Source organism: Brachybacterium sp. HMSC06H03, from assembly GCF_001807385.1.
Classification (GTDB): Bacteria; Actinomycetota; Actinomycetes; order Actinomycetales; family Dermabacteraceae; genus Brachybacterium; species Brachybacterium conglomeratum.
In genome coordinates, this window is the sequence record NZ_KV788954.1 from 1 (window position 1) to 26,867 (window position 26,867).

Here is a 26,867-nt window from a genome sequence, read left to right on the forward strand (position 1 = left end):
TCCCGCCGCGCCCGCTGTCGCCTCCGGCCCCGCAGGCAGCGGGTGCGGCGTCGGCCGCTCGCCGCGCTCGAGGACCTCGATCCATCCGCTGCCCGACCGGGCCGCGTGCTGCGGCTCCGCCTCCCACTCGGCGCGAGTCCGCACCCGGGCCGCGATGCCGCCGGCGGCGATGACCTCCTGCTCGACCTCGGCGGCGGCGCGGGCGGCGAGCACCCGCTCGAGTCCCGCCCGGTCCTGGATGCCGTAGGTGCGTCGCAGCGCCTCGGCGTGGTGGGGGTAGTTGCCGTGCAGCCGGACCCAGCCGTCGGCCGCGGGGAGGAAGCCGGACAGCTCGGCCCAGCTCTCGACGGACCTGCCGTCGACGCGGAGGTGCTCGTGGGCGGCGAAGGACGCGGCGACGAGGGCGGGAGTCGTCGAGACGTGCAGGTCCAGACCGCGGACGCGCGCGAGCTCGGCGGCGGCGTGCCGGACCGCGCCCACCGCGTCCGCTGCGAGGGACTCGACGTCGAGCGGGCAGGCCCACCAGCGGGGGTCGGAGATGTCCACGTCGTGGAGGCTATCGCACGCCCCGCCCCGCCCCGACCCGAGCCCCGGCCCCTACCCCTGCCCCGGCGTCGGAGTCGACCGCGGCGCTGTGGTCGACTCCTGGCGTATGGCGTACCGGTACGCCTATATCGCCGTACTGGTACGCCATACGCCACCACCTGACCACTCCCGCCCCGACAGCCGACTCCACCACCGACCTCGCTCCCGGCACGCTGCGATGCCTCGCCCGCGAACCGCCCTGGACGCGACGATGCCCCCGACCCGGAGGTCGAGGGCATCGTGCGTACTGCGCAGGTGGGGCGGAGCACTGCTCCGCGCCGATCAGCGCTTGGAGTACTGCGGCGCCTTGCGGGCCTTCTTGAGGCCTGCCTTCTTGCGCTCGATGATGCGCGCATCGCGACGGAGGAAGCCGGCCTTCTTGAGGGTCGGGCGGTTGTGCTCCTCGTCGATCTGGTTCAGCGCGCGGGCGACGCCGAGGCGCACGGCCCCGGCCTGGCCGGACGGGCCGCCGCCGTTGAGGCGCACGATCACGTCGAAGCGGCCCTGGAGCTCGAGGACCGTGAACGGGTCATTGACCTCCTGCTGGTGCAGCTTGTTCGGGAAGTAGTTCTCGAGCGAGCGGCCGTTGATGGTCCACTGGCCGGAGCCGGGGACCAGGCGGACACGGGCGATCGCACGCTTGCGACGGCCGGTGCCGTAGCCGGGGGCGGTGGCCGACTGGCCGGTGCCGACGGCGGCCTCGCCGGTCGACTCGGTGGTGAAGCTCGAGGGGGCCGACTCGTCGGTCACGGCCTCGAGGGACTCGGGGGTGGTCTCAGTCACGGTTCTCCTTGGTTCTTCCGTGCGGCAGGGCGGAGTGGCGGGAGCCCCCGCTTACTGCGCCACCTGGTCGATGGTGAAGGGGACGGGCTGCTGAGCGCTGTGGGGGTGCTCGGAACCCGAGTAGATCTTGAGCTTCTTGATCTGCTGATCAGCGAGCTTGTTCTTGGGGAGCATGCCGCGGATGGCCTTCTCCACTGCCTTCTCGGGATTCTTCTCGAGGAGCTCGGAGTAGGGGACGCCACGGAGGCCGCCCGGGTAGCCGGAATGGCGGTAGGCGAGCTTCGCCTCACGCTTGTTGCCGGTCAGCGCGACCTTGTCGGCGTTGATGATGATGACGAAGTCGCCCGCATCCACATGGGGTGCGAAGACCGGCTTGTGCTTCCCCCGCAGGAGCTGGGCAGCCTGGGAAGCGAGCCGGCCGAGGACGACATCCGTTGCGTCGATGACGTACCAGGAACGCTCGACATCGCCGGGCTTCGGGGTGAACGTACGCACTCGTGCCTTCTTCTCTCGTGGTGGTGCCAGGTCGGCAGGACGCCGTCCGGGCACGGTTCGAATGGACCGTGGGCACGCTTCCTTCGGGTAAAAGCATGGCCCCTGTGGCTGTACCCGGCCCGCTCCGCTGACCATGCGACGGCGGGCCTGGATGTGGGTGAGATCCCGATCGCGCCGCACCGTGAGAGAACGGCAGCGGAGTCGGGCACACATCGAGGCACAACGACCGCTCATCCTACGGGCCTCGCGGAGGGAGCGTCAACGCAGGGCGGGGCCGGAGAGTGTGATCTCCGACCGGTCTCGTGGCGGCCCGCTCGCGCCCGCTGGAGGGCGCTCGCGCGCGGCCGCTCACCCCCGGGCGCTCACTCCGGGACGGCGACGTCCTCGACCGGCAGCGGCGCGCGAAGGGTGCGCGTGCGGGCGGCCCAGGCGGCGAGCTCCTCGTCGGGCGGATAGGCGACGTGGTCGAGGGTCAGGCCCTGCGGCGGGCACAGCGGGGCGGCGCCGGCCCCGTCCCGGGTCGAGGCCTCGCGGGTGCGGGCGGCGAGGACCTCGGCGGGCCAGCTCTCGGGGCGACGCCCCTCCCCCACCCCGAGCAGCGCGCCGACGAGGGAGCGCACCATGTGGTGGCAGAAGGCGTCGGCGACGACGGTCGCGACGATCAGGCCCTCGTCGGCCCGCCCCTCTCCGGGCCGTTCCCAGCGCAGCTCCCGCAGCTCGCGCACCGTGGTCGCGCCCTCGCGCGGGCGGCAGTAGGAGAGGAAGTCGTGCTCGCCCAGCAGCGGCTCGCTCGCCCGCGCCATCGCCTGCACGTCCAGCGGCCGACGGTGGCGCAGCACGTCCCGTCGCAGCGGGTCGTGGGCGGCGGGGCCGTCGGAGATCCGGTAGCGGTAGCGGCGCCACAGCGCCCCGAAGCGGGCGTCGAACTCGGAGGTGACCTCGCGGGCGACGTGGACGACGACGTCGTCCGGCAGCACTCCGGCCAGGCGTGTGACGAGCGCCTCGGCGGGGCTGCGGTCGGAGCGGCCGGGGATCGTGGTGAGCACGTCGCGGGGCAGGTCGAGATGACAGACCTGACCGCGGGCGTGGACGCCGGCGTCGGTGCGGCCGGCGACGGTGACCCTCGTGGGCACGCGCGCGATGCGGGAGAGGGCGGCCTCGAGCTCGCCCTGGACGGTGCGCTGACCGGGCTGGGCGGCCCAGCCGTGGAAGTCGGTGCCGTCGTAGGAGAGGTCCAGGCGCAGCCGTGCGGTGGCGGGGGCGGGATCCGGGATCTCTGCGGGCATGCGCTCGATCGTAACGGCGGCCCCGATCCTCCGCAGTGCGGGCACCTCATCGGGATCGGCACGGTGCTGGTTACGCTGGCCCGCGTGAAGATCCTCGTCATCGGCTCCGGAGGCCGCGAGCATGCGATCATCCGTCGCCTCGCCGCCGACCGCCCCGCCCCCGAGCTGCACGCCGCCCCCGGCAATCCCGGAATCGCGCAGCTCGCGACATGCCACGACGTCGCCGTCGCGGACCTCGCCGGCCAGGTGCTCCTGGCCGACGAGCTGCGGCCCGACCTGGTGGTGATCGGCCCGGAGGCACCGCTCGTCGCGGGCGCCGCGGACCGTCTGCGCGAGGCCGGACACACCGTGTTCGGCCCCTCCGCCGAGGCCGCGAACCTCGAGGGCTCCAAGTCCTGGGCGAAGGAGATCATGGCCGCGGCGGGCGTGCCGACCGCCGCCTCCGTCACGGTCACCGCGCCCGAGCAGCTCGGCGCGGGCCTGGATCGCGTCAACCCGCTGGGCGACGTGCCCTTCGTGGTCAAGGCCGACGGTCTCGCCGCCGGCAAGGGCGTCGTGGTCACCCCCGCCCGGGACGTCGCCGTGGCACATGCCGAGGCCGTGCTCGCCTCGGGCGGTCAGGTCGTGCTCGAGGAGTACCTCGACGGCCCCGAGGTCTCGCTGTTCTGCGTGAGCGACGGCACGCGGGTCCTGCCGCTGGCCCCCGCGCAGGACTTCAAGCGCGCGCTCGACGGCGACGAGGGCCCCAACACCGGCGGCATGGGCGCCTACTCGCCGCTTCCCTGGGCCCCCGAGGGCCTGGCCCGGGAGGTCGTGACCGCCGTCGCCCAGCCCACGATCGACGAGCTCGCCGCCCGCGGCATCCCCTTCTCCGGGATCCTGTACTGCGGCCTCGCCCTCACCTCCCGCGGCCTGCGCGTGGTGGAGTTCAACGCGCGCTTCGGCGATCCCGAGACCCAGGTGGTCCTCGAGCGCCTCGCCTCCCCCTTCGCGCCGCTGCTGCTGGCCGCCGCGCAGGGCGACCTCTCCGCCGTCGACGTCCCCGAGTGGGTCGAGGGCGCCGCGGTGACGGTGGTGGTGGCCTCGGCCGGCTATCCCGTCTCCGCGCAGATCGGCGATCCGATCACCGGGATCGAGGAGGCCGAGCGCCTCGGCGCGCACGTGATCCACGCGGGCACGGCGCTGGACGCCGACGGGGTGCTGGTCAGCGCCGGCGGTCGGGTCCTGACGGTTGTCGGCGCCGGCGCGGACCTCACGGCCGCCCGTGAGCTCGCCCTCGCCGGCGCTCGCGCGATCGAGCTCGAGGGCTCCCACCACCGCGGCGACATCGCCCTCGCCGCCGCCGAGGGGAGCGTGAGCGCATGAGCGCCTCCCCCTCCTCCGACGCGCCGCTGATCGAGGCCCCGGACCTGCCGGGCTGGGACCACGTCGTCTCCGGCAAGGTGCGCGAGCTGTACGTCCCCGCCGGCGCGGATCCCGCGACCGCCGAGGAGGTGCTGGTCCTCGCGACCGACCGCATCAGCGCCTACGACCACTCCCTCCAGCCGGGGATCCCGGACAAGGGCCGCCTGCTCACCGGGATCAGCCTGTTCTGGTTCGAGCAGCTCGCGGACCTCGTCCCCCACCACGTGCTCTCCGCCTCCGACGTGCCGGAGCAGGTGGCCGGGCGGGCGCTGCGCTGCCGCGGCCTGGACATGGTGCCGCTGGAGTGCATCGCCCGCGGCTACCTGACGGGCTCGGGCCTGGCCGACTACCGGGCCGGCGGCTCGGTGGGCGGGCACGTGCTGCCGTCCGGGCTGGTGGAGGCCTCGCGCCTGGACCCGGCGCTGTTCACCCCGTCGACGAAGGCGGAGGCCGGCGCGCACGACGAGAACATCACCGTCGCCCAGGCCCGGGACCTGCTCGGCGCGGAGCTGACCGAGCAGCTCGAGCGGATGACCCTCGCGGTCTACGAGCGCGCGCGCACCCTCGCAGGGGAGCGCGGGATCGTGCTGGCGGACACGAAGCTCGAGTTCGGCCGCTCCCGCACCGACGGCACGCTGGTGCTCGGTGACGAGGTGCTCACCCCCGACTCCTCCCGCTTCTGGTCCGCGGACACCTACCAGGAGGGCCGCGTCCAGCCGAGCCTGGACAAGCAGTTCGTGCGCGACTGGCTCACCTCCCCCGCCTCCGGCTGGTCGAAGGGCTCGAACACGCCGCCGCCCGAGCTGCCCGCCGAGGTGGTCGCACAGACCCGTGCCCGCTACGTCGAGGCCTACGAGCGTCTGACCGGCACGAGCTTCTGAGGCGACCGGCGACCGGCGGGGCGGGCGTCGCCTCCACGTGGACGCTGCTGCGCGGGGCCCCCGCCGCGCTGCGTCGCTGAGGCGCGGGCCTCGACGAGACTGTCAGGGGCGTCCACCCGGCTCCTCGCTCAGCCGGCGAGGACCAGCACCGCGGCGACCGCGAGCACGACCCCGACCACGAGCGCGCCGTCGGCCCGGGTGAGCGCGGCGGTGCGCCACTGCGTGCGCTCCCCCGTGCCCAGGCCCCGGCTCTCGAGCGCGAAGGCGATCCTCGTCGAGGAGCGGATCGCGTCGACGAGCAGCGCGAAGGCGCATCGCCCCATCGCCCGCGGCCCGAGCCGGGCGGGGGTGCCGTCGGCCGACGGGGGCCGGCGCAGCCGGTGGGCGCGGGTGATCGTCGCCCAGCGCCGCGGCAGGTCCTCGAGGAGGCGCTGGCCGGCCAGGAGCGCGAGCGCGATGCGGGCCGGGAGGCGGGCATGGGTGCGCAGGCTGGTCATGGTGCGGCCGGGGTCGCTCGCGCGCACGACGGCGACCGCGCCGAGCCCGATCACCAGCGCCCGCAGCGCGAGCGCGGCACCGAGCACGATCCCCTCGCTGGTGACCCGGACGGGCAGGTCGGGCCACGGCTCGTGGCCGGGTCGACTGAGCACGTTGACCATGAACACCCCGGCCGCGAACAGCACGAACGGCGCCTGCGCACGGGCGAGCGCGAGCGGGCCGAGGCGGAGCCCGAGCATCGTCCCCGCGGCCAGCAGCGCGTAGAGCACCAGCAGCGGCGCGGGGTCGGTGAGCGTGATGCAGACGATGCTGAGCGCCGTGAGCAGGCCGAGCAGCACGGTCGGATCGCGCCTCGCGAGCGGGGCCCGCGGCAGGGCGGGCGGGTCGAGCGCCGTCCGCGGCGCCGGGTCGTCAGCGTGTGCGTAGCTCGGCCGGTCCGCGACCCGCAGCCCGGCCCGGCGCAGCAGCGCGTCGTCCGCCAGCAGCGCGGCCGGGGCGAGGGGGCCGACGAGCCGTCCGTCCGCGATCACCACGACCTCGTCCGCGACCTCGAGGCTGCGCAGGTCGTGGGTGGTCATGACCACGCCGCGTCCCGCATCGGCCGCCTCCCGCAGGAGGGCGAGGACGGCCTCGTGCGCGGCGCGGTCCAGGCCGTAGCCGGGCTCGTCGGCCAGGAGCACCGGGCGGTCGGCGAGCAGCATCGCGCCGAAGGAGAGGCGGCGCTGCTGTCCGCCGGAGAGGCGGTAGGGGCTCTGCGCCGCGTGGTCGGCGAGGTCGAGGCGCTCGAGCATCGCGCGCCGCACGTCCTGCGAGGCCCCGCTCGCGGAGAGCTCGTCCTCGACGGTGTCGCCGACGAACTGGGACTCGGGCCGCTGGAAGGCAAGGCCCGCCGCCGCGCCCTCGAGCGTCCCGGCACGCAGGGGGTCCAGCCGGGAGAGGGCGCCGAGGAGCGTGGACTTCCCGGAGCCGTTGCGGCCGACGACCGCGAGCAGACGCCCGGCGCGGATCTCGAGGTCCGCGCCGGTCAGCACGGACCCCTCGCCCCGACCCGTCGGGCCGGGCGGGCCGAGGGTCGCGTCCCGGAGATGCAGCAGCACCTCCGAGCGAGGTGTCGCGGACGCCAGGGGCACGAGGGCGGCGGATCCAGCCGGTTCAGCGGATCCGACGGGCTCGGCCGGCCATGATCCGCCGATCCGCTCCTCGATCTCGCGCGGCAGCCAGCATCCCTGCTCCCGCAGGGCAGGTCCGTGGGCGGTCAGCACCTCCCGCGTCGGCCCGTCGGCGAGCACCCGGCCGGAGCGGTCCAGCGCCACGGTCCGCGCGGGGAGCCCGTCCAGGCCCTGCTCCCCCGCCCATTCGTCCAGGCGGTGCTCGACCAGCAGCAGCGCGCAGCCGGTCTGATCCGTCGCAGCGTCGACGGCGCTCCGCACAGCGGCCACGCCCTCGGCGTCGAGCATGGCGGTGGGCTCGTCGAGCAGGAGCAGCCGGGGCCGCGCGGCGATCGCGGCGGCGAGCGAGGCCCGCTGCAGCTGTCCGCCGGAGAGCGTCGCGGCGGGGTGGTGCGCGAGCTCGCCCACGCCCATCGCGCTGAGCACCTCGTGGACCCGCGGCCCGATCCGCTCCGGAAGCGTGCAGGCGCTCTCGAGCGGGAGCGCGACGTCGTCGGCGATCAGCGGGAGGCAGACCCCGTCGACCGGGTCCTGGCCGAGATGGCCGAGCACGGGTGCGGTCGCGAGGACCCCTCCCGCCACCGGGTCGATCACGCCCGCACCCTCGACGAAGCCATCGGCCGCACCGCCGGCCGTGCCGTCGTGCGGTCCTCCGGCCGTGCCTCCGGCCATGCCGTCGGCCGGGTCCCCGGCCGTGCCGTCGAAAAGACGCACCGTTCCGGTGACCCGACCGCGCTGATGGGACGGGATCGCCCCGGCGAGCACCCGCAGCAGGGTCGACTTGCCCGAGCCGGACGGTCCCAGCAGCAGCACCTGCTCGCCCGCCCGGATCTCCCCGCTCCACGGGCCGACGCCGGCCCCCGAGGGCAGCACCGCCTCGAGCCCCTCGGCCACCAGCACCCGAGGGTCGCCGGCGGGAGCCGGTGCCAGGACCGGGCCATGCTGCTGCGCCGGGGCCTGCAGATGCCCAGGGCCCTGCGCCTGCACCGGGGTCGCTCCCGCGGCGTGCGCCTCAGCGGACACGGCGTTCGGGGATCCGTGCCGCGTCCGCGGCGCCGATCGCGAAGTCGGCGAGCACGCCGGTGCGCTCGAGCGCGCGCACGATCACCCGGGCCAGCAGGCCGCCGAGCACGATCCCGGACAGCACCTGCACGCCGAGCCGGAGCGCGAGCAGGTCCTGGCCGTACCAGCCCATCCGGTACGCGGTCCAGAAGAACACCAGGCCCGCGCCGAGCGCGCCGGAGGCCGCGAACACGCCCCAGCCGAAGCGGCGGTACCGGGTCAGGGCGAAGGGCAGCTCGGAGCCGATCCCCTGCAGCGCCGCGGAGAGCAGCAGCAGGGGGCCGACGGGGCTGCCGAGGAAGACCACCTCGATGACCGCGGCGAGCATCTCGGCGAGGATCCCCACGCCCGGTCGGCGCAGGATCGCGATCGCGACCGGCGCCACCAGCAGCCAGGAGCCGAACACGAGGTGCTGGGCGAGGTCCCCGGCCGGGCCCATCGCGATCGCCAGGCCGTTCCAGGCCTGCACGAACACCCAGTACAGGAACCCGAACACGACGCCGAGCACCACCACGAGCACGAGCTCGCGCAGGCTCAGCGGGGTGCGGCGACGGGACGTGCCGGCAGGGGCGGTCGCGCCGCCGTCGACAGGCGCCGCGGCGGGCGCTGCGGAGTCGTTCGCGGGCGCGGCGGTGTCGTGCTCCTCGGTCATCGCGAGGCCTCCTGGCCCTCGTCGTCGGTGCCTGGTGCGTCGGCGCTCGCCGCGAGCTCCCGCACCTCGTGCGAGGGGCTGTTCAGCGAGAGGGTGAGGTGGCTGGTGACGTGCTGGACGCCGCGGCCGACGAGCAGCCAGCCGGCGAGCGCGGTCGCGATCACGTCGCCGGCGTCGCCCTCGAGCCGGGTGACGAAGTGCTCGGACCCGCGGAAGGTGCCGAGGTCCTTCGCATGGTCGATCGCGGCGTAGATGTCGCGCATGTGGTCGGGGGCGGTGCCGTCGACGGCGACCTCGTCGGCCAGCGGATAGAGCGCCCACTCGGCGCTCGCGAAGCGTCCGGTGCTCCGCGGCTGCGGCACCTCGGTCGCGCGGGGGCCCGCGCCGCCGGGCAGCTCGCAGGCCACCTCGCCGGGGCAGCCGCGCGAGAGCAGCACGGTGAGCGTCGCGTGGTGGCCGGTGCGGGCGAGCGCCTCGGCCAGGTCGATCAGGGCGCGCTGGAGGTGGGTCTCGTGGCCGCCGAGATAGGTCGAGACGTCCCCGGTCTCGTGCACGAGGCCGGTGAGGTCCAGCCGGGAGAGCGCATCGGTGAGGATCCGGGCGTAGTCCTCGCTCATCACGGCGGCGGTGACTCGGGCACCGACCCCGAAGCCGAGCGGGGTCGCGGTCGGGTCGCCGGAGGGGGCGGGCGCGGTGGGGGCGGTGGGCGATGAGGTCACGGTCCATGCCTTTCGTACGGGCACGGGCGCGCGGCGACGATCGCTCGGCGGAGCTCCCTGCGCCGGCATGATCCGGATCAGGTTCTACGGTCGGAGTTCGAGTACTCCCTCTCAGCCCGGCCTGCCGGACTCCCGTGCACGCCCCGCACCCTATCGGTCCCGTCCGGCGCACGCGCCTCGTGTCCGGCGCTGCTGTCAGCGGGTCGTCGGCGGATCCTCGACGAGGGGGACGAAGAGATAGGCGCCGTGCTCGCTCGCGGCGACCTCCTCGCCGTGACGCTCCAGGCGCAGCATCCGCTCGTTCACGGGGATCACCATCACGCCGCCGTCCGCGAGCTGCGCGACGAGGCTCTCCGGCACGGCGTCGGCCTGTGCGGAGACGAGGATCCGGTCGTACGGCGCGTCCTGCGGCGCGCCGAGCACGCCGGGACGCGCGAGACGGATCTCGGCATCCGCCGTCCCCGCGTCGGCTATCCCGGCGAGCGCGGCCCGGGCCGCGCCGATCAGCTCGGCGCGCCGCTCGACGCCGATCACCCTCCCCTGCGGTCCGCACAGCCGGGCCAGCAGCGCCGTCGTCCACCCCGATCCCGCGCCGAGGTCGAGCACTCGCTGCCCCGGTCGCACGTCGAGGAGGGCGAGCATGTTCCGCACCGTCGTGGGCTGGGAGTTCGTCTGGCCGTGGCCGATCGGCAAGGGCCGATCCTCGCCGGCGAGCCGCCGCAGCTCCTCGGGGAGGAACCGTCGCCGGTCGGTCGCCGCGAGCGCCTCCTCGAGGCGGCGCTCGCTCTCGGCCCGGTGCGACATGGCGCCGTCAGCTCCGGGCGACCTCGACGACGCCGTCCTCCGGCCAGTCCCGCACCTCGGTGCCCTCGGGGGCGAGGTTCGTGGCCTGGCGCAGGTAGATCGGTCGTCCGAGGTCGCTCGCGACCGCGTCGTGGACGGGCAGGGCGAGTCGCGGGCCGACGGCGCGGAGGAACTCGATGGTCTCGGACATCTTCGACCAGGGCGCCGTGACGGCGAAGGCGAGGACGTCGATGCCGTGGAACTCGGGGACCGGCTCGAGGGAGTCCCCGGTGATGCCGAGCCGCGGCCCGTCCCCGGCGGACAGGACGATCCCGCAGTTCCCGATCCGCGGGATGTCGGGGTGGATGATCGCATGGCGTCCGCCGACGGCCTCGAGCCGCAGCGACGGGTGGTCGCCGACGGGCGTGAAGCGGTGCGCATCCCCGGCCGCGAGCGCGATCACCCGCTCCTGCGCGACGAGGGGCCCGCCGCTCCCCTCGCCGACGCCGCCGTCGGAGGCATCGGCGGCGGTGAGCATCCGGGCGGTCTCCGGCTCGGCGATCACCTCGGCGTCGGACGCGGCGGCGAGCACCTCGCCCAGCAGCGCGGGGTCGACGTGGTCCGGGTGCTGATGGGTGATCACCACGGCGTCGAGGCTCGCGAGCTGCTCGCCGCCCAGGCCCCGCACCGCGTCGGCGCTGAAGCCGCCCGGATCCACGAGCAGGCGTCGCCCGGCGGTCTCCACGAGCAGGCAGGAATGGACGAGGTGGCGGATCTTCATCGGGTCCTCCCGGGAATCGAGGTCGCGTGCCTCGAACCTAGTCCCCGTCGGCCGGGACGTGCCAGGGCGTCGGGCCGTCCGCTCGTGAGGGCACCGCCGTGGGCGCCCCGTCGGCACGGCCGCGATCCTCGGTACGATGGGGCCCTCGGGCCGCGCCCGAGCACCAGCCCCCGGCACGCCGCCGCGCGCGCCACACGTCCCCTCAGGAGTGCCCCCATGCCACGTGTCGTGGTCCACGTCATGCCGAAGCCGGAGATCCTCGACCCGCAGGGCAAGGCGGTCGCCGCCGCGCTGCCCCGTCTGGGCTTCGAGGGCATCGCCTCGGTGCGCCAGGGCAAGCGGTTCGAGCTCGAGGTCGAGGGCGAGATCACCGACGAGGTGCTCGCCTCCCTGCGCGAGGCCGCCGAGACCCTGCTGTCCAACCCGGTGATCGAGGACGTCGTCTCGATCGACGTGGAGGACCCCTCCGCGAAGGGCGCGGCCTGATGCGCATCGGTGTGGTGACCTTCCCCGGCACGCTCGACGACCGCGACGCGCTGCGCGCCGTGCGGCTCGGCGGCGCCGACCCGGTCGCGCTGTGGCACGGCGACGACTCGCTGCACGAGGTCGACGCGGTCGTGCTGCCCGGCGGCTTCTCCTACGGCGACTACCTGCGCGCGGGGGCGATCAGCCGCTTCGCCCCTGTGATGGACAAGGTGGTCGACGCCGCGAACGGCGGCATGCCGGTGCTCGGCATCTGCAACGGCTTCCAGATCCTCTGCGAGACGCATCTGCTGCCCGGCGCGATGATCAAGAACGCGCACCGCGCGTTCATCTGCCGCGACCAGCCGCTGGCCGTGGAGAACAACCGCACCGCCTGGACTTCCGGCTACGAGGCCGGCCAGGTCATCCGGGTGCCGCTGAAGAACCAGGACGGCCAGTACGTGGCCGACGAGCGCACCCTGGCCCAGCTCGAGGACGAGGGCCGTGTGGTCTTCCGCTACGCCGCCGGCGCCACCCACGGCCCGGCCGGCTTCGAGCAGAACCCCAACGGATCCCGCCACGACATCGCGGGCGTCACCAACGCCGCGGGCAACGTCGTGGGCCTCATGCCGCACCCGGAGCACGCGGTCGAGCCCGGCTTCGGGCCCGACGAGCCCGGCGCGGGCACCCGCACCGGCACCGACGGACTGACCATGTTCAGCTCGGTGCTGCGCAGCATGGTGGCCTGAGCGGCGACATCGCCACGCCGGCCCGGGTCGGCGCATGAGATGAGAAGGGCGGGACCGTTCGGTCCCGCCCTTCTCGTCATCCCTCGCGGACTCCGCTGCAGCGCGCGGCGAACCGGCCCCGAGGCCCCGTCACCGAGCCTCCTCCCCCGGATCGGCCCGCGTCGTCAGGCCCTGACCGCGCTCAGCACCGTGAAGCGGCGGTCGCGGGCGCGCTGGCGGACCGCACCGACGCGGGCCTCGAGCTCGGGCCGGTAGCGCAGGTGGGAGTTGTGCACGAACCACAGCTGCCCGCCGGGACGCAGCACGCGGGCCGCGGCGTCGAGGAGGCCCTGGACGAGCGTCGCGTCGACCACGGTGCCGTCGTGGAAGGGCGGGTTCAGCAGCACCAGGTCGGCGCTCGCCTCCTCGCACCGGGAGAGCGAGACGTCCCAGGTCACCTCCACCCCTTCGCGGTCCAGTCCGGAGGCGGAGAGGGTCGCGCGGGTCGAGGCGACCGCGTCGGCGTCGTCGTCGCTGCCGAGCACCCGCATCCCCGGCAGCGCGGCGGCGAGATAGGCGGTGAGCAGACCGTTGCCGCAGCCGAGGTCCACCGCGAGGGGCAGGTCGCCGGCGCCCCCGTCCGCGCGGGCCATCGCGTTCTCCCCGGCTCCGTCCTCTGCGGCGGCGCCGGACCGCTCGTCTCCCGTCGCGAGCTCCCCGCCGACGACCGCTCGATCGAGCGCCTCGAGCAGCAGGAGGGAGCCGGCGTCGGCCCGGGCCCCGCCGAACACGCCGCCGAGACCGCGCAGCGCGAGCGCCTGCTCCTGACCGCGCACCGCGATGCGCACCTCACCGGTCGCGGGCTGCGCGGCGTCGACGTCGGCGCGCGGGCCGGAGGCGACGAGTGCGCGGGACTTGCCCAGTCCGCGCGAGCCGCGCACCTCGGAGAACACGGCGGCGAGGGTGCCGTTCTGGGAATGGGTCATGTGCTTGACGCGGCCGCCGGCGACGAGGGTGAGGTCGTCCCGCCCGCTGCGCTCCGCGACGACCGCGAGGCGTCGGGCGAGGTCCTCGAGCGCGGCGAGGGACTTCGGCAGACGGGCCAGCGCGAGATGCGCCTCGGCCCCGGCCGCGAACTCCTCGAGCGGGGCGGGCTCCGCATCCGTCGGCAGCACGAGGCGCCCGGCCTCGAGCGGACCGGGCAGCAGCGCGGCGAGCGCGTCCGTCTCCGCGCGGGAGCTGGTCCAGGACAGGACCCGCGCGCCGGGGTGGTCGGCGACGAGCTCGAGCGCCTCGGCGGTCAGCACACCGGTCGCATCCCCGATGACGAGCAGGTCACAGGGGCAGCCGATCTCGCCATGCTCCTGGGCGGCGCGCAGGATCACCCGCTCTGTCTGGTCGGGGGCGGGGAGCTCGCCGGTCGGCTCGGGCTGGGCAGCGGTGCTGGTCATGGGGTCTCTCGTGCAGTGGGATGGAGGGCAGGAATGTCGGGTGCACGGCGGGCCGTGCGGCGTTCCTCGGAGGCGCGGGCGCGGCCCATGCGACGAACTCAGGCGGGCATGCCTCGCCGTCCGCGCGAGCGCAGGCGCCCGCCGGGCAGCCTCGGGGCGGGCAGCGCGGCGGGGGTGTGCGGGGCGAAGGGGCCGAACTGCTCGTCGTCCTCGGCGAGTCCCCCGCGCCCACGGGCGCTCTGCGCGATCGGGGCGTGCTCGAGCGCGAGCTCGACGCCGATCTCGGCCTGGTAGCGGGCGCGGAACGCCTCGATCTCCTCGTGGGAGCGGCCCACGAAGTTCCACCACATGATGATGTCCTCGCCAAGGGGCTCGCCGGAGAGCAGCATCAGGCGGAGGTCCTCGTCGCCGGTCACCTCGATCTCGAGGTGGTCGACGGCGTCGGGCAGGACCATCAGCTCGCGCGGCGCGACATCGGCGCGCAGCGACCGGGCCGACGGCTCGTCGCCCGTCCCGCCCGTCGCAGGTCCCGTCCCGCGGGCCGTCGTGAGCCGCGCGGTGGCGCGGTCCACGAGCACGCCGTGCTCGTGGCCCGGATCGAGGTCGAGCCGCAGCGTGCTCCCGGCGCGCAGCTCGAGCTGGGCCATGCCGAGGTCCGTGTCGGTGACGACGGGGCTCGCGTCCTCGAGCAGGTCCCCGTCGCCGTCCACGCCGTGCAGCGTCCCGAGGCCCACGCGGGCGCGGGCCGTGCCGGTCGCGACCTCCGTCGGGGTGTGGACGAGGAACTCCTGCTCGCGGAAGCGGGTCCGGTCCGGCAGGGCGTACCAGAGCTGGACGCCGTGCAGCACGGTGGTGTCGTTCGCGGAGAACTCCGAGTGGGTGATGCCGGAGCCGGCGACCATGAGGTCCACGTCGCCGGGCCGCACCAGGGCGTGACTGCCGATCGAGTCGCGGTGGGTGATCGCCCCGTCGAACAGCCAGGACACGGTCGCGAGCCCGGTGTGCGGGTGGCGGGCCACGCGCATCCCGTCGGTCGCGGAGACGTCGTCGGGACCGAAGTGGTCCACGAAGCACCAGGCGCCGATGAGGGAGGTGCGCCGGGCGGGCAGGGTGCGGTGCACGGTCATGCCGCGCGGTCCGCCGAGCGGGACCTCACGCGGCTCCAGCAGCACGAAGTCCTCGAAGGTGGTCATGGTCCGAGTCTAGGCGGCGGGCCGGTCCGTGCAGCCGGTCCCGTCCCCGCCGTCGACCGCCCCTACTCTGTGTCCGTGTCGCTGCCGACCTCGCCCGCCGTCCGTCTGCTCGAGTCCGCGATCGATGCGGGCACCGTGCCCGGCGGGATCATCGCCCACGGGCGGGATCCCGAGCCCATCGCCCGCGGGCGGCTCTCCCCGCGCGGACCGGGCGACTCCGACGCCCCCGCGTTCCCGGCCGACGCGATCGTGCGCATCCAGTCGATGACCAAGGCGATCCAGGCCGTCGCGGCGCTGCGCCTCGTCGAACGCGGCGTGCTCGCGCTGGATTCGCCTGTCGACCTGTGGCTGCCCGAGCTCGCCGCTCCGCGCGTGCTCCCCCGCCCCGATGCGGCGCTCGACCAGGCCGTCCCCTCCCCCGCCGAGATCACGCTCCGCCATCTGCTGACCTGCACGTCCGGGCTCGGGATCGCGACCGCGGCGGGTCCGCTGCAGCGGGCGATGGCGGAGGCCGGCCTCGAGGCGGGCTCGGCGTCGTGGACCCTCGGGGCCGACGAATGGCTCGCGGCGCTCGGCGCGCTGCCGCTGGCGGGCGAGCCGGGTCGGGTGTGGCGGTATCACCACTCCTTCTCGGTGCTGGGGATCCTGCTCTCCCGCGCGGCCGGCAGGTCCCTCGAGGAGCATCTGCGCGCGGACCTGTTCGAGCCGCTCGGGATGGTCGATACCGGGTCCTTCGTGCCCCTCTCGCAGCGGCACCGTCTGCCGCCGGCCTTCTCGGTCGAGGACGGGCAGCTGGTGGAGGCGGAGCCGGCCGGGGGCGGGCCGCTGGTCGGCGAGCCGTCGCTCGACGTCTCCCACGGCGAGCTCGTCTCGACCGCGGCGGACTACCTGCGCTTCCCGCGCGCGCTGCGGGACGGGGAGCTGCTCTCCCCGGAGCACCTCGCGATGATGACGACCGATCAGGTGCCCTCGTCCGTCAAGCAGCCCGACTCGTTCTACCCCGGCTTCTGGGACGGGACGGGCTGGGGCTTCGGGGTCAGCGCCGGCACCGGAGGGGAGCATCGAGGCCGCTGGGGCTGGTCCGGCGGGTACGGCACGGACTTCTCCGTCGACGCCGACGGGACGATCGGGCTGCTGCTCGCGCAGGTCGAGATCGGCGAGCACCTCATGCCGCTGCTCGAGGCGTTCCAGGACCTGCCGACGCCGGCGGGCTGAGACGGGCCCGACCTCTCGCCCTCAGCTCAGCCCTCCCGCGCCTCCAGCTCCGCGATCAGCCGCGCCGGGGCGACGGTGCGATAGGACTCCTCGATCAGCTCGGCGAGCTCGACGAGGTCGGTCGCCTCGTCCAGGTCGATGCCGAGCCAGCCCGACGGCCCGAGATAGGCGGGCACGTAGCTGCGGGGCTCCTCGGCGAGCGCGGCCCGTTCCCGGGGCGGGAGGTGCAGCATCACGGACTGCTCATGAGGAACCCATTCCCCGTCGACCTTGAGTGATCCGCCGTAGTAGCAGTGCACCTTCACGGTGTGGAAGGCGGGCCGGCCATGGCTGATCTTCTCCTTCGCCCCGGGCAGGGCGAGGGCGATCTCCCGGACGCGCTCGAGCCACGGATCGTCGTCGTCGAACATCTGCGGATGCGCCATGACTCGATCCTCCGCCCTGCTGCGGCCCGAGGGAAGGGATTCCGGAAGCGGCCTCTGTCGCGCCGGGGAGCATGGTGGGATGGGTGCATGGACACCGTCCCCTTCGTCGTCCTCCTGCTCGTGGCGCTGATCGATCTCGTCCTCGCGGCCTGGTTCATCGGCCAGGGTCTGCGTGCCGGGGCGAACTCGGCCGAGGGCCGGCCCCGACTGCTGGTGGGGAGCATGCTGATCCCGGGCGCGCTCCTCATCACCGTCCTCGCGTTCGTCCTGTTCGGTCCGCTGGGCTGACGTATTCCAGCGCCCCGAGAGCCCGGCGCTCTCCGCTTGTCGCACGATACGAGCGTCACCGGTCCGAGCCCGCGCCGACGGGAGGTGCCGGCCGTCTCGTCCCGGTCGGCGGCCGGATCACGAGCGTCCGTGCCTCCGTAGGCTGACCCCATGGCACTCCCCCTCCTGGTCGACTGCGACACCGGCATCGACGACGCGATCGCCCTGACCTATCTCGCCTGCCGTGACGACGCGGAGATCACCGGGATCGTCTCGACCGGCGGGAACGTCCCGGCCGCGACCGTGCACCGCAACAACCTCGCGCTCTCGGAGCTGCTCGGCCTGGACGCACCGGTCGCCCTCGGCGCGGACCGTCCGCTGGTCGAGCCGCCGATGTTCGCCGACGACACCCACGGCCCGGGCGGGCTCGGCCACGCCGTGCTGCCCGGCGCCTCCCGCGACGGGGATCCCCGCTCCGGTGCTCAGCTGTGGGTCGACCTCGCGCGGGAGCGGCCCGGGGAGCTCGTCGGCCTGGTGCTCGGACCGCACACGAACCTTGCTCACGCCCTCGAGATCGAGCCGGAGCTGCCGCGGCTGCTGCGCCGGCTGCACGTGATGGGCGGTGCGATCAACCATCGCGGCAACACCGGTGCGACCAGCGAGTGGAACATCGCGGTGGACCCGGAGGCGGCGCAGCGCGTGCTCGCGGCCTTCGCCTCGGCGCCGCTGCTGCCGGTGCTGGGCGCGCTGCAGGCGACCGAGCAGATCGTCTTCACGGGGGCGGAGCTCGAGCGGCTCGAGGCCCTCGCCGCCCGCTCGACGCATCCGGTCGCGCGGATCCTCGCCGATGCGGTGCGGTTCTACTTCGAGTTCCATCAGGCCGACGGCTTCGGCTGGACCGCGCACGTGCACGATCCGCTGGTCACCGCCCATGCCCTGACCGGCGAGTTCGCGAGCACTCGGCCGCTCCCCGTGGACGTCGAGCTCGCAGGGACGCTCACCCGCGGTCAGACCGTCGGCGACGAGCTGGGGCGATGGGGTCGGGGACCGACGGTGGAGCTGCTGGACGAGGTCCGGCCCGCCGAGTTCGTCGAGCACCTGCTGGAGACGCTCGAGGCCGGGCTGGGCTGAAGGTGCCGATGGCTCGGTCTCAGGCCGCGTCCTGCTCCGGTGGCCGTGCGCGTGAGCCAGTGGGCGGCAGGACCACGAGGTAGTCCACCCGGGCCGCTCTTCTCCCTGCGGGAGGATGCGGCCGCACTGTGCCCCCAGGTCGCGACGTCGCGGGCTCTGCGTCGGGAGCGGGCCCTTCGCCGAGAGGCCGCGCGTCCTCGGGGTGCACCTCGGCAGCCTGCACCTCGCCGTCCTCCTCCACTGCACGAAGCTCCGGCAGCGCGAAGCGTCGGTGCATCGGGGGGAGCACGTCATGGTCAGGGCCCGCAGCGCCGCCCTCGCGGACATCCGGAGCAGGCTGCGTCGTGCCCGCCTTCCGCAGGGCCGTGCCGACGGGGTCGAAGTTCACGCCGCGCCGCCTTGCGGTCTGTCCATAGCGGGTCGTCCATTCGACGGTGCGTCGTGTGCCGTCCTCGTCGGTGACCACTCGGGCTGTCGCGCCCGCGGCTTCCTTCTGGTTGTCGGCGGCGCAGAGCCCGTTGCCGTTGTCGCGGCTCGTCGGCCCGCCCTGCGACCAGGGGACGATGTGGTCGATCTGCCGGATGCTCGCATCGCAGTGCGGAGCCCGGCAGGTCTGGTGCGCGTAGCGGAGGAGGCGGCCGAGGCCGGCGGGGAACGCCCGCGCCCGGGACTCCACGGCGACGAGCTGCCCGTCCTCCGCGTCCTGGAGGAGCTTCCGCAGGGCGAGGACGACCTCGGGGTCCGGGTGCTCGAGCGCGCGGAGCATCTCCTCCCGGATGTGCTCGTACGGGACCGCACCGAGGCCCTCCACGGTCGCGGCGTCGGCATGGCCGGGCGCGAGCAGGGAGCGGTCGGTGATGATCACGCCGATGTCGACCACGGGCAGCTCGCCTCCCTCGCCGCGGCCGAGGACCGTGTCGGCGAGGAGATCGGCCATGATCTGCTGGTGACCGCGCCGGTCGCCGTCGGCCCGCGACCGCTCGGCGGCCACCGACAGCGTCTTGCGGATCCGCGCGGCGTCGAGGCCGGGCAGATGCGCGGTCAGGGTCGCCATGCCGTGCCGTCCGCGGCGCACGGTGACGCTGCGCTCCCGGCGCGCCACGCGATGACGCGCGGCCGCACCCTCGGGGTCCAGCGCGTGGAGGATCCTCGCGGCCTCGTCACCCCATTCCCCCGGTCCGCAGTCCTCGAGGTCCGCGAGATGCGCGCCGAGGATCCGGTCCACCTGCTCCCGCTGCGCGGGCGTCGCCGGCCCCATCGCCCGCCCGACCTGGTGACCTGCGGCGGGCATCGCCCGTCCCTGGGCGAGGGCCCGGAGCACGCGGGGCATCGAGTGGACGAGCCGCCTGCACGAGGACATGCTCTGCCCTGCGGACGATGTGGACTTCTTCAGCGCCGCAGCGGCCTCCGCACGAGCGACCCTCTGCGCCTGCCGGGGCGTCTCCCCGCGCTCGAGGCTGTCGGCGGCAACCGCCGCCTCGAGGCGGACGAGGGCACGCGCCTCGATCGCCGCCACCGCGCCGGAGAGCTTCCGCAGCTCCGTCAGCAGGGCGATCGTCCGCTGCGCGTCGAGCGCCTCGAGATCGGCCGATCCCCGCTCCCCGAGCCGTGCGAGAGCCGCCTTGGTCGCGACGACGTCGATGCCGTCGACGACGAGCTCCTCGACCCCCGCGAGGAGGCTCGGCGCGCCAACGGGCCGACGGGACTCCCCGTCGGACTCCGGAGGCTCCACGGCCCCGCCGCGCGAATCGAAAGACATGCCTGTATTTTCGCAGGCCTGTTCGACGACCGGAAGAGCTGCGCCATCACTACTGATCAGCAGTCCGAAATTGTGGACAACCATCCTGTGTGGAGGAGACGTGACGCTCACGCACCTCACGGCCATGGGGCCGGTCGCCGCGATCCACCGGAGGGAATGGGCGTCGCCGGCTCCACACCGTTTCGAACACCGCCTGGCTCCTGTTCGCGTCGTCGACCGATCACCGCTCGAAGAATCAGCAGGAGCAGCAGGAGCACCGACAGCGAGAGCGGCGGCGGTCGACGGGAGCATCCCGTCGACCACCGCCGCTGCAGACCCCGAGGCCGAGGTCTCCGGTCCCTCAGGGGCTCACCCCCGCCCTGCCCACCGCTCGTACGATGAGCGGCGAGGACACCGCCGGGACCGTCCCGACCCCGTCCCGTCTACCGCCCGAGCGTCGTCACCTCGACCTCGAAGCAGCGCCGCGGCCCCTTCTCCCCGCGGGCGGGCTTCCAGCCCACGCACCGCGCGGTCCCGGCCGATGGATCGTCCTCGAAGGCGACGAGCACGGAGCCGGGCAGCGTGACCGGGGCGTCGAAGGTGACGTCCCAGCGCAGCGGCTTCGACAGGTCCACCCTCGCCTCGGTGAAGGCGCGCGAGGCGGTGTACATCCCGTGCGCGATCGCCGAGGGGAAGCCGAAGGCCTTCGCGGTGACGGCGGAGAGGTGGATCGGGTTCACGTCGCCGGAGACCGCGCCGTAGCGCCGTCCGGTGTCCGCACCGAGCACCCAGCGGCCCGTCGGCTGCGGCGGTTCGAAGTCGCGCCTCGACCGCCCGCCGTCCGACGTCGCGGCGTCCGCCCCCGTCTCCCCGGCGCTCGCGGCCGACGACGCGGCACCCGAGGGCACGGCACCGGAGGACGGGGCACTGGAAGACGCAGCGCTGGAGGACGCGGCGCTGGACGGCGCCGTGCCCGAGGGCTCCGCCGCGGCCGGCTTCCCGCCCTTGACGAGATAGGTGGAGACGTCGGTGGCGATGATCTCGCCGTCCTCGCCGAGGATCGTCGAGACCGCCTCGAAGGTGCGGCCCTTGCGGTGCGGGCGCAGGTCCCGCACCCGGCACTCGACATCCACGAGGTCCCCCACCTTCACGGGCCGGTGCTGGAGCACCTGGTTGCGCAGGTGCACGAGGCCCAGCAGCGGGAAGGGGAAGTCGCGCCGGGCCATGAGCGCGAGCGAGACGGGGAAGGCGAGCACGTGCAGCACCCCGGGGTGGACCAGGTCCGTCGCGGGACCGCCCATCAGGTGGTCGAAGTCGCGGGCGCGCTCGGCGTCGATCCGCACCTTCCTCACCCGGTAGGTGATGTTCGGCAGCGTCTCCGCGCCGCCGCCCGCGCCGCCCTCTCCACCCTTCCCGCGCCTCCCTCCGAGACGGGAGCGGGGGTCGAGCGCGGCGGCGTAGATCGCGGGGAACGAGGGGACGTCGGAGAGGTCCTTCACCTGCTCCGGCGCGCGCCCGGCGTGCGCCGCGGCGCCCTGCCCCGCCCTCACTTGCCCACCATGTTCTGGCCGCACACGCGCAGGGTCTCGCCCTGCACGCCCCCGGCCTCGTCGCTCGCGAGGAAGGCGATCGCCTCGGCCACGTCGACGGGCAGGCCGCCCTGCTGCAGCGAGTTCACGCGCCGCGCGACCTCGCGGGTCAGCGGCGGCATCTTCGCCGTCATCTCGGTCTCGATGAAGCCGGGCGCGACCGCGTTCGCGGTGCCGCCGAGCGGGGCGAGACGTCCCGAGAGCGCGTCGACGAAGGCCATGACACCCGCCTTGGACGCGGCGTAGTTGGTCTGGCCACGGTTGCCGGCGATGCCGCTGGTGGAGGCGAGCGAGACGACGCGCGGCTGCGCACCGAGCACGTCCCCGGCCTCGAGCAGCGCCTCGGTGAGCGCGATCTGACTGGTGATGTTCACGGCGAGCACGGGGTCCCAGCGGTCCGGGGTCATGTTGGCGAACAGCTTGTCCCGGGTGATGCCGGCGTTGAGCACCAGCACGTCGAGGGTCAGCCCCTTCTCTCGCAGGAACTCGACCACACGGCGCCCGGCGTCGGCGGAGGTGACGTCGAGCTGGAGCGGGATCGCGCGCAGCTCGTTGGCCAGGCGTGCGAGCTCGGTGCCCGCACCGGGGACGTCGAGCACCACGAGCCTCGCGCCGTCGGCCGCGAGGGTGCGGGCGATCGCCGCGCCGATGCCGCGCGCGGCCCCGGTGACCAGCGCCGTGCGCCCGGCGAGCGGGAGCGAGGCGTTCTCGGTCGTGCTGCCCGCCTCGGTGGAGACGGTCAGCAGCTGACCGGTGATGAAGGCGCTGCGGGCAGAGAGGAAGAAGCGCAGCGCGCCGACGGCGCCGGGGGCGTCGACCCCGACCCCGTCGGCCAGCAGGATGCCGTTGGTGGTCGCGCCGCCGCGCATCTCGTGCGCGACCGAGCGCAGGAACCCCTCGACCCCGCCGCGGGCGGCGTCGCGCGCGGGCTCCTCGCCCGTCGCCGGGCGGGAGATCGTCACCAGGCGCGCGCCCGGTGCGAGGGAGCGCATCGCCCCGGCGAGAGGGAGCAGCAGCGGCCCGAGCTCCGCGGGCGCGGAGAGCTCGTCGGCCACGACGATCACCGAGCCGATCGAACGCAGGCCCTCGACGCGGCGGCGCACGTCGGCGCCGTCCTCGAGGAGTCGGTGGGCGACCGCGTCCGCGCCGGCGGAGGCGCCGAGCACGACGACGGGGCCGAGCACGGGCGCCGGGCGGTCCTTCCGGCGCAGGAGCCGGGAGGGGCGGGGCAGGCCCAGCAGCTTGGCGAGCATGCCGCCGGGGGCGGAGCGGATGAAGCGGGTGTAGGCGTCGGCCATGGGGACCTCCGTGAAGAGTCGGGGTGTCAGTCGGTGACGGACTCGAGCAGCATGACCGTGCCCTGGCCGGCGGCGGCGCAGACCGAGATCAGGCCGCGCTGGACCCGGCCGGTCTCCCTCGCACGCTCGTGCAGGAGCTTGGCGAGCGTGGCGACGAGGCGGCCGCCGGTCGCGGCGAAGGGGTGCCCGGCGGCGAGGGAGGAGCCGGTGATGTTCAGCCGCGAGCGGTCGATCGCGCCGAGCGGCGCGGAGCGGCCCAGGCGTTCGCGGCAGAACTCCTCGGACTCCCAGGCCTTGAGCGTGGTCAGCACGGTGGAGGCGAAGGCCTCGTGGATCTCGTAGAGGTCGAGGTCCTGCAGGGCCAGGCCGTTGGCGTCCAGCAGCTCGGGGACCGCGTAGGCGGGGGCCATGAGCAGGCCCTCGTCGCCGTGGGCGAAGTCGACGGCGGCGCTGCGCGCGTCGACCACGCGGGCGAGCGGGGTGAGGCCGCGCTCGGCGGCCCACTCGGCGCTGCCCAGCAGCACGGAGGAGGCGCCGTCGGAGAGCGGGGTGGAGTTGCCGGCGGTCATCGTCGGCTCTGCGACCTGCGGCGACTTCACGCCGAAGACGGGCTTGAGGGTGCCGAGCTTCTCCAGGGTCGAGTCGGCACGCAGGTTCTGGTCGCGGGCGAGGCCGCGGTAGCCCGTGACGAGGTCGTCGAGGAACCCGGCGTCGTAGGCGGCGGCGAGGTTCTTGTGGGAGGCGAGCGCGAGCTCGTCCTGGGCCTCGCGGGTGATGCCCCACTGCGCGGTGGTCAGCGCCTGGTGCTCGCCCATGGACAGGCCCGTGCGGGGCTCGCCGTTGCGGGGCGGGACCGGGGCGAGGTCCGCGGGGCGGATCGCGGTGAGCGCCTTGACGCGCTGCATCGCGGTCCTCGCGGCGAAGGCGCGGTGGAGGATGCGGCGCAGGCGCGGGGTGACCTCGATCGGCGAGTCGGAGGCGGAGTCGACGCCGCACGCGATCGCGGAGTCGATCTGGCCCAGGCGGATCCGGTTGGAGACGTGCAGGACGGTCTCGAGGCTGGTCGCGCAGGCCTTGGACATGTCGACGGCGGGGGTGCGGGGGTCCAGCGGCGTGCCCAGCGCGCTCTCGCGGGTGAGGTTGAGGTCGCCGGCGAGCTTCAGCACGGCGCCGCCGGCGACCTCGCCGAGCTTCTCGCCCTGGAGCGAGTAGCGGGCGACAAGGCCCTCGAGCGCGGCCGTGAGCAGGTCCTGGTTGGAGATCCCGGCGTAGGGCCCGCCGGAGCGGGCGAACGGGATCCGGTTGCCGCCGAGGATCAGCGCATCGCGCGGGGAGTCGGTGGGGGTCACTGTGGGGCACCTCTTCGTGGTCACGGGGACGGATCGTCGGGAAGGACTTTACATAGAACCGTCGGTACTTGATACCCTAGGTTCTGTGAATGCGACGACGCAAGCCCCCGTGGACGGGCGCTCGGCCCGCTGGGCCCAGCACCGAGAGCAGCGACGTACTGAGCTGCTGGACGTGGCCCGGCACCTGATCCACGAGCGCGGCCCCGACGTGACGATGGAGGACATCGCCGCGGCCTCGGGCACCTCGAAGTCCATCGTCTACCGGTACTTCGAGGACAAGTCCCACCTCCAGCGCGACCTGGGCCGCAGCATCCTCCAGGCGATGCACGACAAGCTGCTCGCGGAGATGCGCGTGCTCGAGGAGCGGATGGGCCGCGAGCCCGCGCCCGAGGAGCGCATCCACGCGATGATCCGCGCCTACGTCGGGACCGCGCAGCGCTCCCCCGGCGTGTACCGCTTCGTCACCCGCCCCAGCGACGGGCTGAACCACTTCCTCGACTCCGTGACCCGCATCATCACGACCTTCCTCCCCGCTGGGACCCCCTCGCCGCAGATCTGGGCGACCGGCGCGGTGGGCTTCGTCGAACGGGCCGTGGACACCTGGATGAACGAACTCGAGGCCCCCGACGGCGCCTCGACCACCCTCACCTCCGATCAGCTCGTGACCCGCCTGGTCACCTGGCTCATGAAGGGACTGCACGCATGACCGCCGAGACCTCCACCACCGCATCCGCCCCCGCGCCCACCGCCGCGAGAGGCACCGACGCCGCCGCGAGCCCCACGCCGACCGGCCCGATCCCGGTCCCCGCCGACGGCAGCCCCCGCCTCGACGTCGAGATGGTCTCCGCGGCGCTGCTGGGCCGCTGGGCCGACGCTCGGCGCGACGCCCGCGAGCGGGCGGCCCGCCCCGAGATGCACCGCCCGATGGACGCGAGCGTCGCCGAGCACCGGGAGCGGGTCTTCGGCCAGCTCCGGACCCTCGCCGACGAAGAGGTCTCGCTGCCGATGCTCCCCGAGCACCTCGGCGGCCCGAACGACAACGGCGCCAACGTCGCCGCCTTCGAGGAGCTGGTCGTCGCCGACCCGTCCCTCCAGATCAAGGCCGGCGTCCAGTGGGGGCTGTTCACCTCCGCGATCGTGCAGCTGGGCGACGAGGAGCAGCAGAAGGCCTGGGTGCCGGGCGCCATGAACCTCGAGACCCCCGGCGCTTTCGCGATGACCGAGATCGGGCACGGCTCCGACGTGCAGTCCCTCGCGACCACGGCGACCTTCGACCCCGAGGGCGGCGAGGACGGCGAGTGGGTCATCAACACCCCCTTCCGCGCCGCGTGGAAGGACTACCTCGGCAACGCCGCGATCCACGCGAGGGCCGCCACGGTCTTCGCGCGCCTGATCACGAACGGCATCGACCACGGCGTGCACTGCTTCTACGTGCCGGTGCGCGATGCGCAGGGGAACCTCCTGCCCGGCGTGCAGAGCGAGGACGACGGCGAGAAGGGCGGCCTGAACGGCATCGACAACGGTCGCCTCGCCTTCGACCACGTGCGCGTCCCGCGCCGCAACCTGCTGAACCGCTACGGGGACGTCGCCGCCGACGGCACCTACTCCTCCCCCATCGACTCCCCCGGGCGGCGCTTCTTCACGATGATCGGCACGCTCGTGCAGGGCCGCGTCTCACTCGACGGCTCCGCGATCCGCGCCTCGCAGCTCGCGCTGCACATCGCGATCACCTACGCCACCCAGCGCCGCCAGTTCACCGCCGCCGACCCGACGCGCGAGACCGTGCTGATGGACTACCAGGCGCATCTGCACCGCCTGCTGCCGAAGCTCGCCGCGACCTACGCGGGCGCCTTCGCGCACGAGCAGCTGCTGCAGGCCTTCGACGACGTGTTCTCCGGCCGCGGCGACACCCCCGAGGGCCGCGAGGACCTCGAGACCCTGGCCGCGACGCTCAAGCCGACCTCCACCTGGCTCGCCCTGGACACCATCCAGGAGTGCCGCGAGGCCTGCGGCGGCTCCGGCTTCATGGCCGAGAACCAGCTCGTCGGGCTCCACCAGGACCTCGACGTGTACGCGACCTTCGAGGGCGACAACACGATCCTGCTGCAGCTGGTCGCCAAGCGGCTGCTGTCGGACTACACCTCCGAGCTGAAGAACGTGGACCGCGCCGGGATCGGCCGTTTCATCGCCCAGCGCGCCGAGGTGCTCGCCAAGCGCCACACCCCCTGGGCCCGCCTCGGCCAGAGCGTGAGCGACCGCGGCAACGCGCGCCGCGCCTTCGACTCGATGCGCAGCGCCGAGTTCCAGGAGGAGATGCTCGCCGACCGCGCCAGGGTCAAGGTCGAGGAGGTCGCCCTCGCCCTGCGCAGTACCGCGAGGATGAGCCCAGCCGACGCCGCCGCCGAGGTCAACAAGCACCAGGTCGAGATGCTCGACGCGGCCCGCGCCCATGCGGACCTCGTGCGCTGGCGCGCCTTCACCGCCGGGATCGAGGCACTCGAGGGCTCGGGCGCTGAGGGGTCCAGGGCCGTGCTCACCGACGTGCGGGACCTGTTCGGCCTCACCGCGATCAACGACGACCTCGCCTGGTTCCTGCTCTCGGGCATGATCTCCACCCAGCGCGGCCGTCAGATCGAGGGGGACCTGCGCCGACTGCTGTGGCGCCTGCGCCCGCACGTGCTCGACCTCGTCGCGGCCTTCGACATCCGCCCGGGCCACGTTCGCGCGCCGATCGCGCTCGGCGGGGAGCAGGAGCGCCAGGACGAGGCCGCCGCGTACTTCCGCGCGCAGCGGGCGAGCAGCGACGCGCCCGTGAGCGAGAAGGCGCTGCGCGATGCGGAGAAGCGGGCGCGCCGCGCGCAGGGGAAGAAGGGCTCCTCGCGCTGACGGTCCGAGCGCTGACGGTCCGAGCACCGAGCGCCTG

General features: G+C 74.3%; 24 protein-coding genes, 1 pseudogene and 1 riboswitch. Of the genes and pseudogenes, 9 read left to right on the plus strand and 16 right to left on the minus strand.

Going from position 1 to position 26,867, the window contains the following annotated elements:
* The 4 genes and pseudogenes from HMPREF3159_RS17725 to truA all read right to left on the minus strand — a co-directional run.
* A pseudogene (locus HMPREF3159_RS17725) lies at positions 1 to 546 on the minus strand (CoA transferase); the annotation flags it as partial.
* Between the two features lie 321 nt (positions 547 to 867).
* Positions 868 to 1,368, minus strand: a complete 501-nt coding sequence (gene rpsI / locus HMPREF3159_RS15335; RefSeq protein WP_010550277.1) for a 30S ribosomal protein S9 — start codon at positions 1,366 to 1,368, stop codon at positions 868 to 870.
* Positions 1,369 to 1,419: 51 nt separating this feature from the next.
* Positions 1,420 to 1,863 carry a 50S ribosomal protein L13 gene (rplM, locus tag HMPREF3159_RS15340; protein ID WP_010550278.1) on the minus strand — a complete coding sequence of 148 codons (444 nt, stop codon included), beginning with the start codon at positions 1,861 to 1,863 and terminating at the stop codon, positions 1,420 to 1,422.
* A gap of 362 nt (positions 1,864 to 2,225) precedes the next feature.
* Complete coding sequence (truA, locus tag HMPREF3159_RS15345; protein ID WP_070502073.1) at positions 2,226 to 3,149, minus strand: tRNA pseudouridine(38-40) synthase TruA; 924 nt, start codon at positions 3,147 to 3,149, stop codon at positions 2,226 to 2,228.
* An 84-nt stretch (positions 3,150 to 3,233) separates the two neighbouring features.
* Between truA and purD the strand changes: the two genes are divergently transcribed.
* Positions 3,234 to 4,514, plus strand: a complete 1,281-nt coding sequence (purD, locus tag HMPREF3159_RS15350) for a phosphoribosylamine--glycine ligase (RefSeq protein ID WP_070502147.1) — start codon at positions 3,234 to 3,236, stop codon at positions 4,512 to 4,514.
* Positions 4,511 to 5,434, plus strand: coding sequence for a phosphoribosylaminoimidazolesuccinocarboxamide synthase (locus HMPREF3159_RS15355; RefSeq protein ID WP_070502074.1), 924 nt, complete (start codon positions 4,511 to 4,513; stop codon positions 5,432 to 5,434). The genes purD and HMPREF3159_RS15355 overlap by 4 nt, the downstream gene beginning before the upstream one ends.
* A 128-nt stretch (positions 5,435 to 5,562) precedes the next feature.
* Here HMPREF3159_RS15355 and HMPREF3159_RS15360 read toward each other — a convergent pair whose 3' ends face one another.
* The 5 genes from HMPREF3159_RS15360 to HMPREF3159_RS15380 form a co-directional block, all read right to left on the minus strand.
* Positions 5,563 to 8,001 (minus strand): ATP-binding cassette domain-containing protein, encoded by a 2,439-nt coding sequence (locus HMPREF3159_RS15360; RefSeq protein WP_246821655.1) that lies wholly within the window; start codon positions 7,999 to 8,001, stop codon positions 5,563 to 5,565.
* A gap of 112 nt (positions 8,002 to 8,113) precedes the next feature.
* Complete coding sequence (locus HMPREF3159_RS15365) at positions 8,114 to 8,815, minus strand: ECF transporter S component (protein WP_083305987.1); 702 nt, start codon at positions 8,813 to 8,815, stop codon at positions 8,114 to 8,116.
* A complete protein-coding gene (locus tag HMPREF3159_RS15370) occupies positions 8,812 to 9,534 on the minus strand; it encodes a YkoF family thiamine/hydroxymethylpyrimidine-binding protein (RefSeq protein WP_070502077.1) in 723 nt (240 codons plus the stop codon). Before HMPREF3159_RS15370 ends, HMPREF3159_RS15365 begins: the two co-directional genes overlap by 4 nt.
* A gap of 37 nt (positions 9,535 to 9,571) precedes the next feature.
* Positions 9,572 to 9,680: riboswitch (TPP riboswitch) on the minus strand.
* Positions 9,681 to 9,729: 49 nt separating this feature from the next.
* Positions 9,730 to 10,338, minus strand: coding sequence for a protein-L-isoaspartate O-methyltransferase family protein (locus tag HMPREF3159_RS15375; protein ID WP_070502078.1), 609 nt, complete (start codon positions 10,336 to 10,338; stop codon positions 9,730 to 9,732).
* A 7-nt stretch (positions 10,339 to 10,345) separates the two neighbouring features.
* Positions 10,346 to 11,098, minus strand: coding sequence for an MBL fold metallo-hydrolase (locus tag HMPREF3159_RS15380; RefSeq protein ID WP_070502080.1), 753 nt, complete (start codon positions 11,096 to 11,098; stop codon positions 10,346 to 10,348).
* 216 nt (positions 11,099 to 11,314) lie between these two features.
* On the opposite strand from HMPREF3159_RS15380, the gene purS reads away from it, so the two are divergent.
* Together purS and purQ are read left to right on the plus strand one after the other, a co-directional pair.
* Positions 11,315 to 11,584 carry a phosphoribosylformylglycinamidine synthase subunit PurS gene (gene purS / locus HMPREF3159_RS15385; RefSeq protein ID WP_062947629.1) on the plus strand — a complete coding sequence of 90 codons (270 nt, stop codon included), beginning with the start codon at positions 11,315 to 11,317 and terminating at the stop codon, positions 11,582 to 11,584.
* A complete protein-coding gene (purQ, locus tag HMPREF3159_RS15390) occupies positions 11,584 to 12,309 on the plus strand; it encodes a phosphoribosylformylglycinamidine synthase subunit PurQ (RefSeq protein ID WP_070502082.1) in 726 nt (241 codons plus the stop codon). The genes purS and purQ overlap by 1 nt, the downstream gene beginning before the upstream one ends.
* A 164-nt stretch (positions 12,310 to 12,473) precedes the next feature.
* Here purQ and HMPREF3159_RS15395 read toward each other — a convergent pair whose 3' ends face one another.
* Positions 12,474 to 13,739, minus strand: coding sequence for a class I SAM-dependent methyltransferase (locus HMPREF3159_RS15395; RefSeq protein WP_070502085.1), 1,266 nt, complete (start codon positions 13,737 to 13,739; stop codon positions 12,474 to 12,476).
* A gap of 98 nt (positions 13,740 to 13,837) precedes the next feature.
* The gene (locus HMPREF3159_RS15400; RefSeq protein ID WP_070502087.1) at positions 13,838 to 14,932 is read right to left on the minus strand and encodes a pirin family protein; all 1,095 of its coding nucleotides are present in this window, start codon (positions 14,930 to 14,932) and stop codon (positions 13,838 to 13,840) included.
* A gap of 75 nt (positions 14,933 to 15,007) precedes the next feature.
* Between HMPREF3159_RS15400 and HMPREF3159_RS15405 the strand changes: the two genes are divergently transcribed.
* Positions 15,008 to 16,147, plus strand: a complete 1,140-nt coding sequence (locus HMPREF3159_RS15405; RefSeq protein WP_070502149.1) for a serine hydrolase domain-containing protein — start codon at positions 15,008 to 15,010, stop codon at positions 16,145 to 16,147.
* 26 nt (positions 16,148 to 16,173) lie between these two features.
* Here the strand turns inward: HMPREF3159_RS15405 and HMPREF3159_RS15410 are convergent, their stop codons facing one another.
* Positions 16,174 to 16,572, minus strand: a complete 399-nt coding sequence (locus HMPREF3159_RS15410) for an MmcQ/YjbR family DNA-binding protein (RefSeq protein ID WP_010550292.1) — start codon at positions 16,570 to 16,572, stop codon at positions 16,174 to 16,176.
* A gap of 87 nt (positions 16,573 to 16,659) precedes the next feature.
* On the opposite strand from HMPREF3159_RS15410, the gene HMPREF3159_RS15415 reads away from it, so the two are divergent.
* Together HMPREF3159_RS15415 and HMPREF3159_RS15420 are read left to right on the plus strand one after the other, a co-directional pair.
* A complete protein-coding gene (locus HMPREF3159_RS15415; RefSeq protein WP_070502088.1) occupies positions 16,660 to 16,860 on the plus strand; it encodes a hypothetical protein in 201 nt (66 codons plus the stop codon).
* Between the two features lie 150 nt (positions 16,861 to 17,010).
* Positions 17,011 to 17,970 carry a nucleoside hydrolase gene (locus HMPREF3159_RS15420; protein ID WP_070502090.1) on the plus strand — a complete coding sequence of 320 codons (960 nt, stop codon included), beginning with the start codon at positions 17,011 to 17,013 and terminating at the stop codon, positions 17,968 to 17,970.
* A gap of 19 nt (positions 17,971 to 17,989) precedes the next feature.
* On the opposite strand, the gene HMPREF3159_RS15425 is transcribed toward HMPREF3159_RS15420, so the two are convergent.
* The 4 genes from HMPREF3159_RS15425 to HMPREF3159_RS15440 all read right to left on the minus strand — a co-directional run bounded on the left by HMPREF3159_RS15425 (position 17,990) and on the right by HMPREF3159_RS15440 (position 23,944).
* A complete protein-coding gene (locus tag HMPREF3159_RS15425; protein WP_246821656.1) occupies positions 17,990 to 19,729 on the minus strand; it encodes an HNH endonuclease signature motif containing protein in 1,740 nt (579 codons plus the stop codon).
* Positions 19,730 to 20,151: 422 nt separating this feature from the next.
* Positions 20,152 to 21,258 carry a MaoC/PaaZ C-terminal domain-containing protein gene (locus tag HMPREF3159_RS15430; protein ID WP_070502092.1) on the minus strand — a complete coding sequence of 369 codons (1,107 nt, stop codon included), beginning with the start codon at positions 21,256 to 21,258 and terminating at the stop codon, positions 20,152 to 20,154.
* Positions 21,255 to 22,595: a 3-oxoacyl-ACP reductase gene (locus tag HMPREF3159_RS15435; RefSeq protein WP_070502094.1), complete on the minus strand. Its 1,341-nt coding sequence runs from the start codon at positions 22,593 to 22,595 to the stop codon at positions 21,255 to 21,257. Before HMPREF3159_RS15435 ends, HMPREF3159_RS15430 begins: the two co-directional genes overlap by 4 nt.
* A gap of 26 nt (positions 22,596 to 22,621) precedes the next feature.
* Positions 22,622 to 23,944, minus strand: coding sequence for an acetyl-CoA C-acetyltransferase (locus tag HMPREF3159_RS15440; RefSeq protein ID WP_070502096.1), 1,323 nt, complete (start codon positions 23,942 to 23,944; stop codon positions 22,622 to 22,624).
* 85 nt (positions 23,945 to 24,029) lie between these two features.
* Here HMPREF3159_RS15440 and HMPREF3159_RS15445 point away from each other — a divergent pair, with 85 nt between their 5' ends.
* Both HMPREF3159_RS15445 and HMPREF3159_RS15450 read left to right on the plus strand, forming a co-directional pair.
* Positions 24,030 to 24,650: a TetR/AcrR family transcriptional regulator gene (locus HMPREF3159_RS15445; RefSeq protein WP_070502098.1), complete on the plus strand. Its 621-nt coding sequence runs from the start codon at positions 24,030 to 24,032 to the stop codon at positions 24,648 to 24,650.
* A complete protein-coding gene (locus HMPREF3159_RS15450) occupies positions 24,647 to 26,830 on the plus strand; it encodes an acyl-CoA dehydrogenase family protein (RefSeq protein WP_070502100.1) in 2,184 nt (727 codons plus the stop codon). Before HMPREF3159_RS15445 ends, HMPREF3159_RS15450 begins: the two co-directional genes overlap by 4 nt.
* Positions 26,831 to 26,867 lie beyond the last annotated feature (37 nt).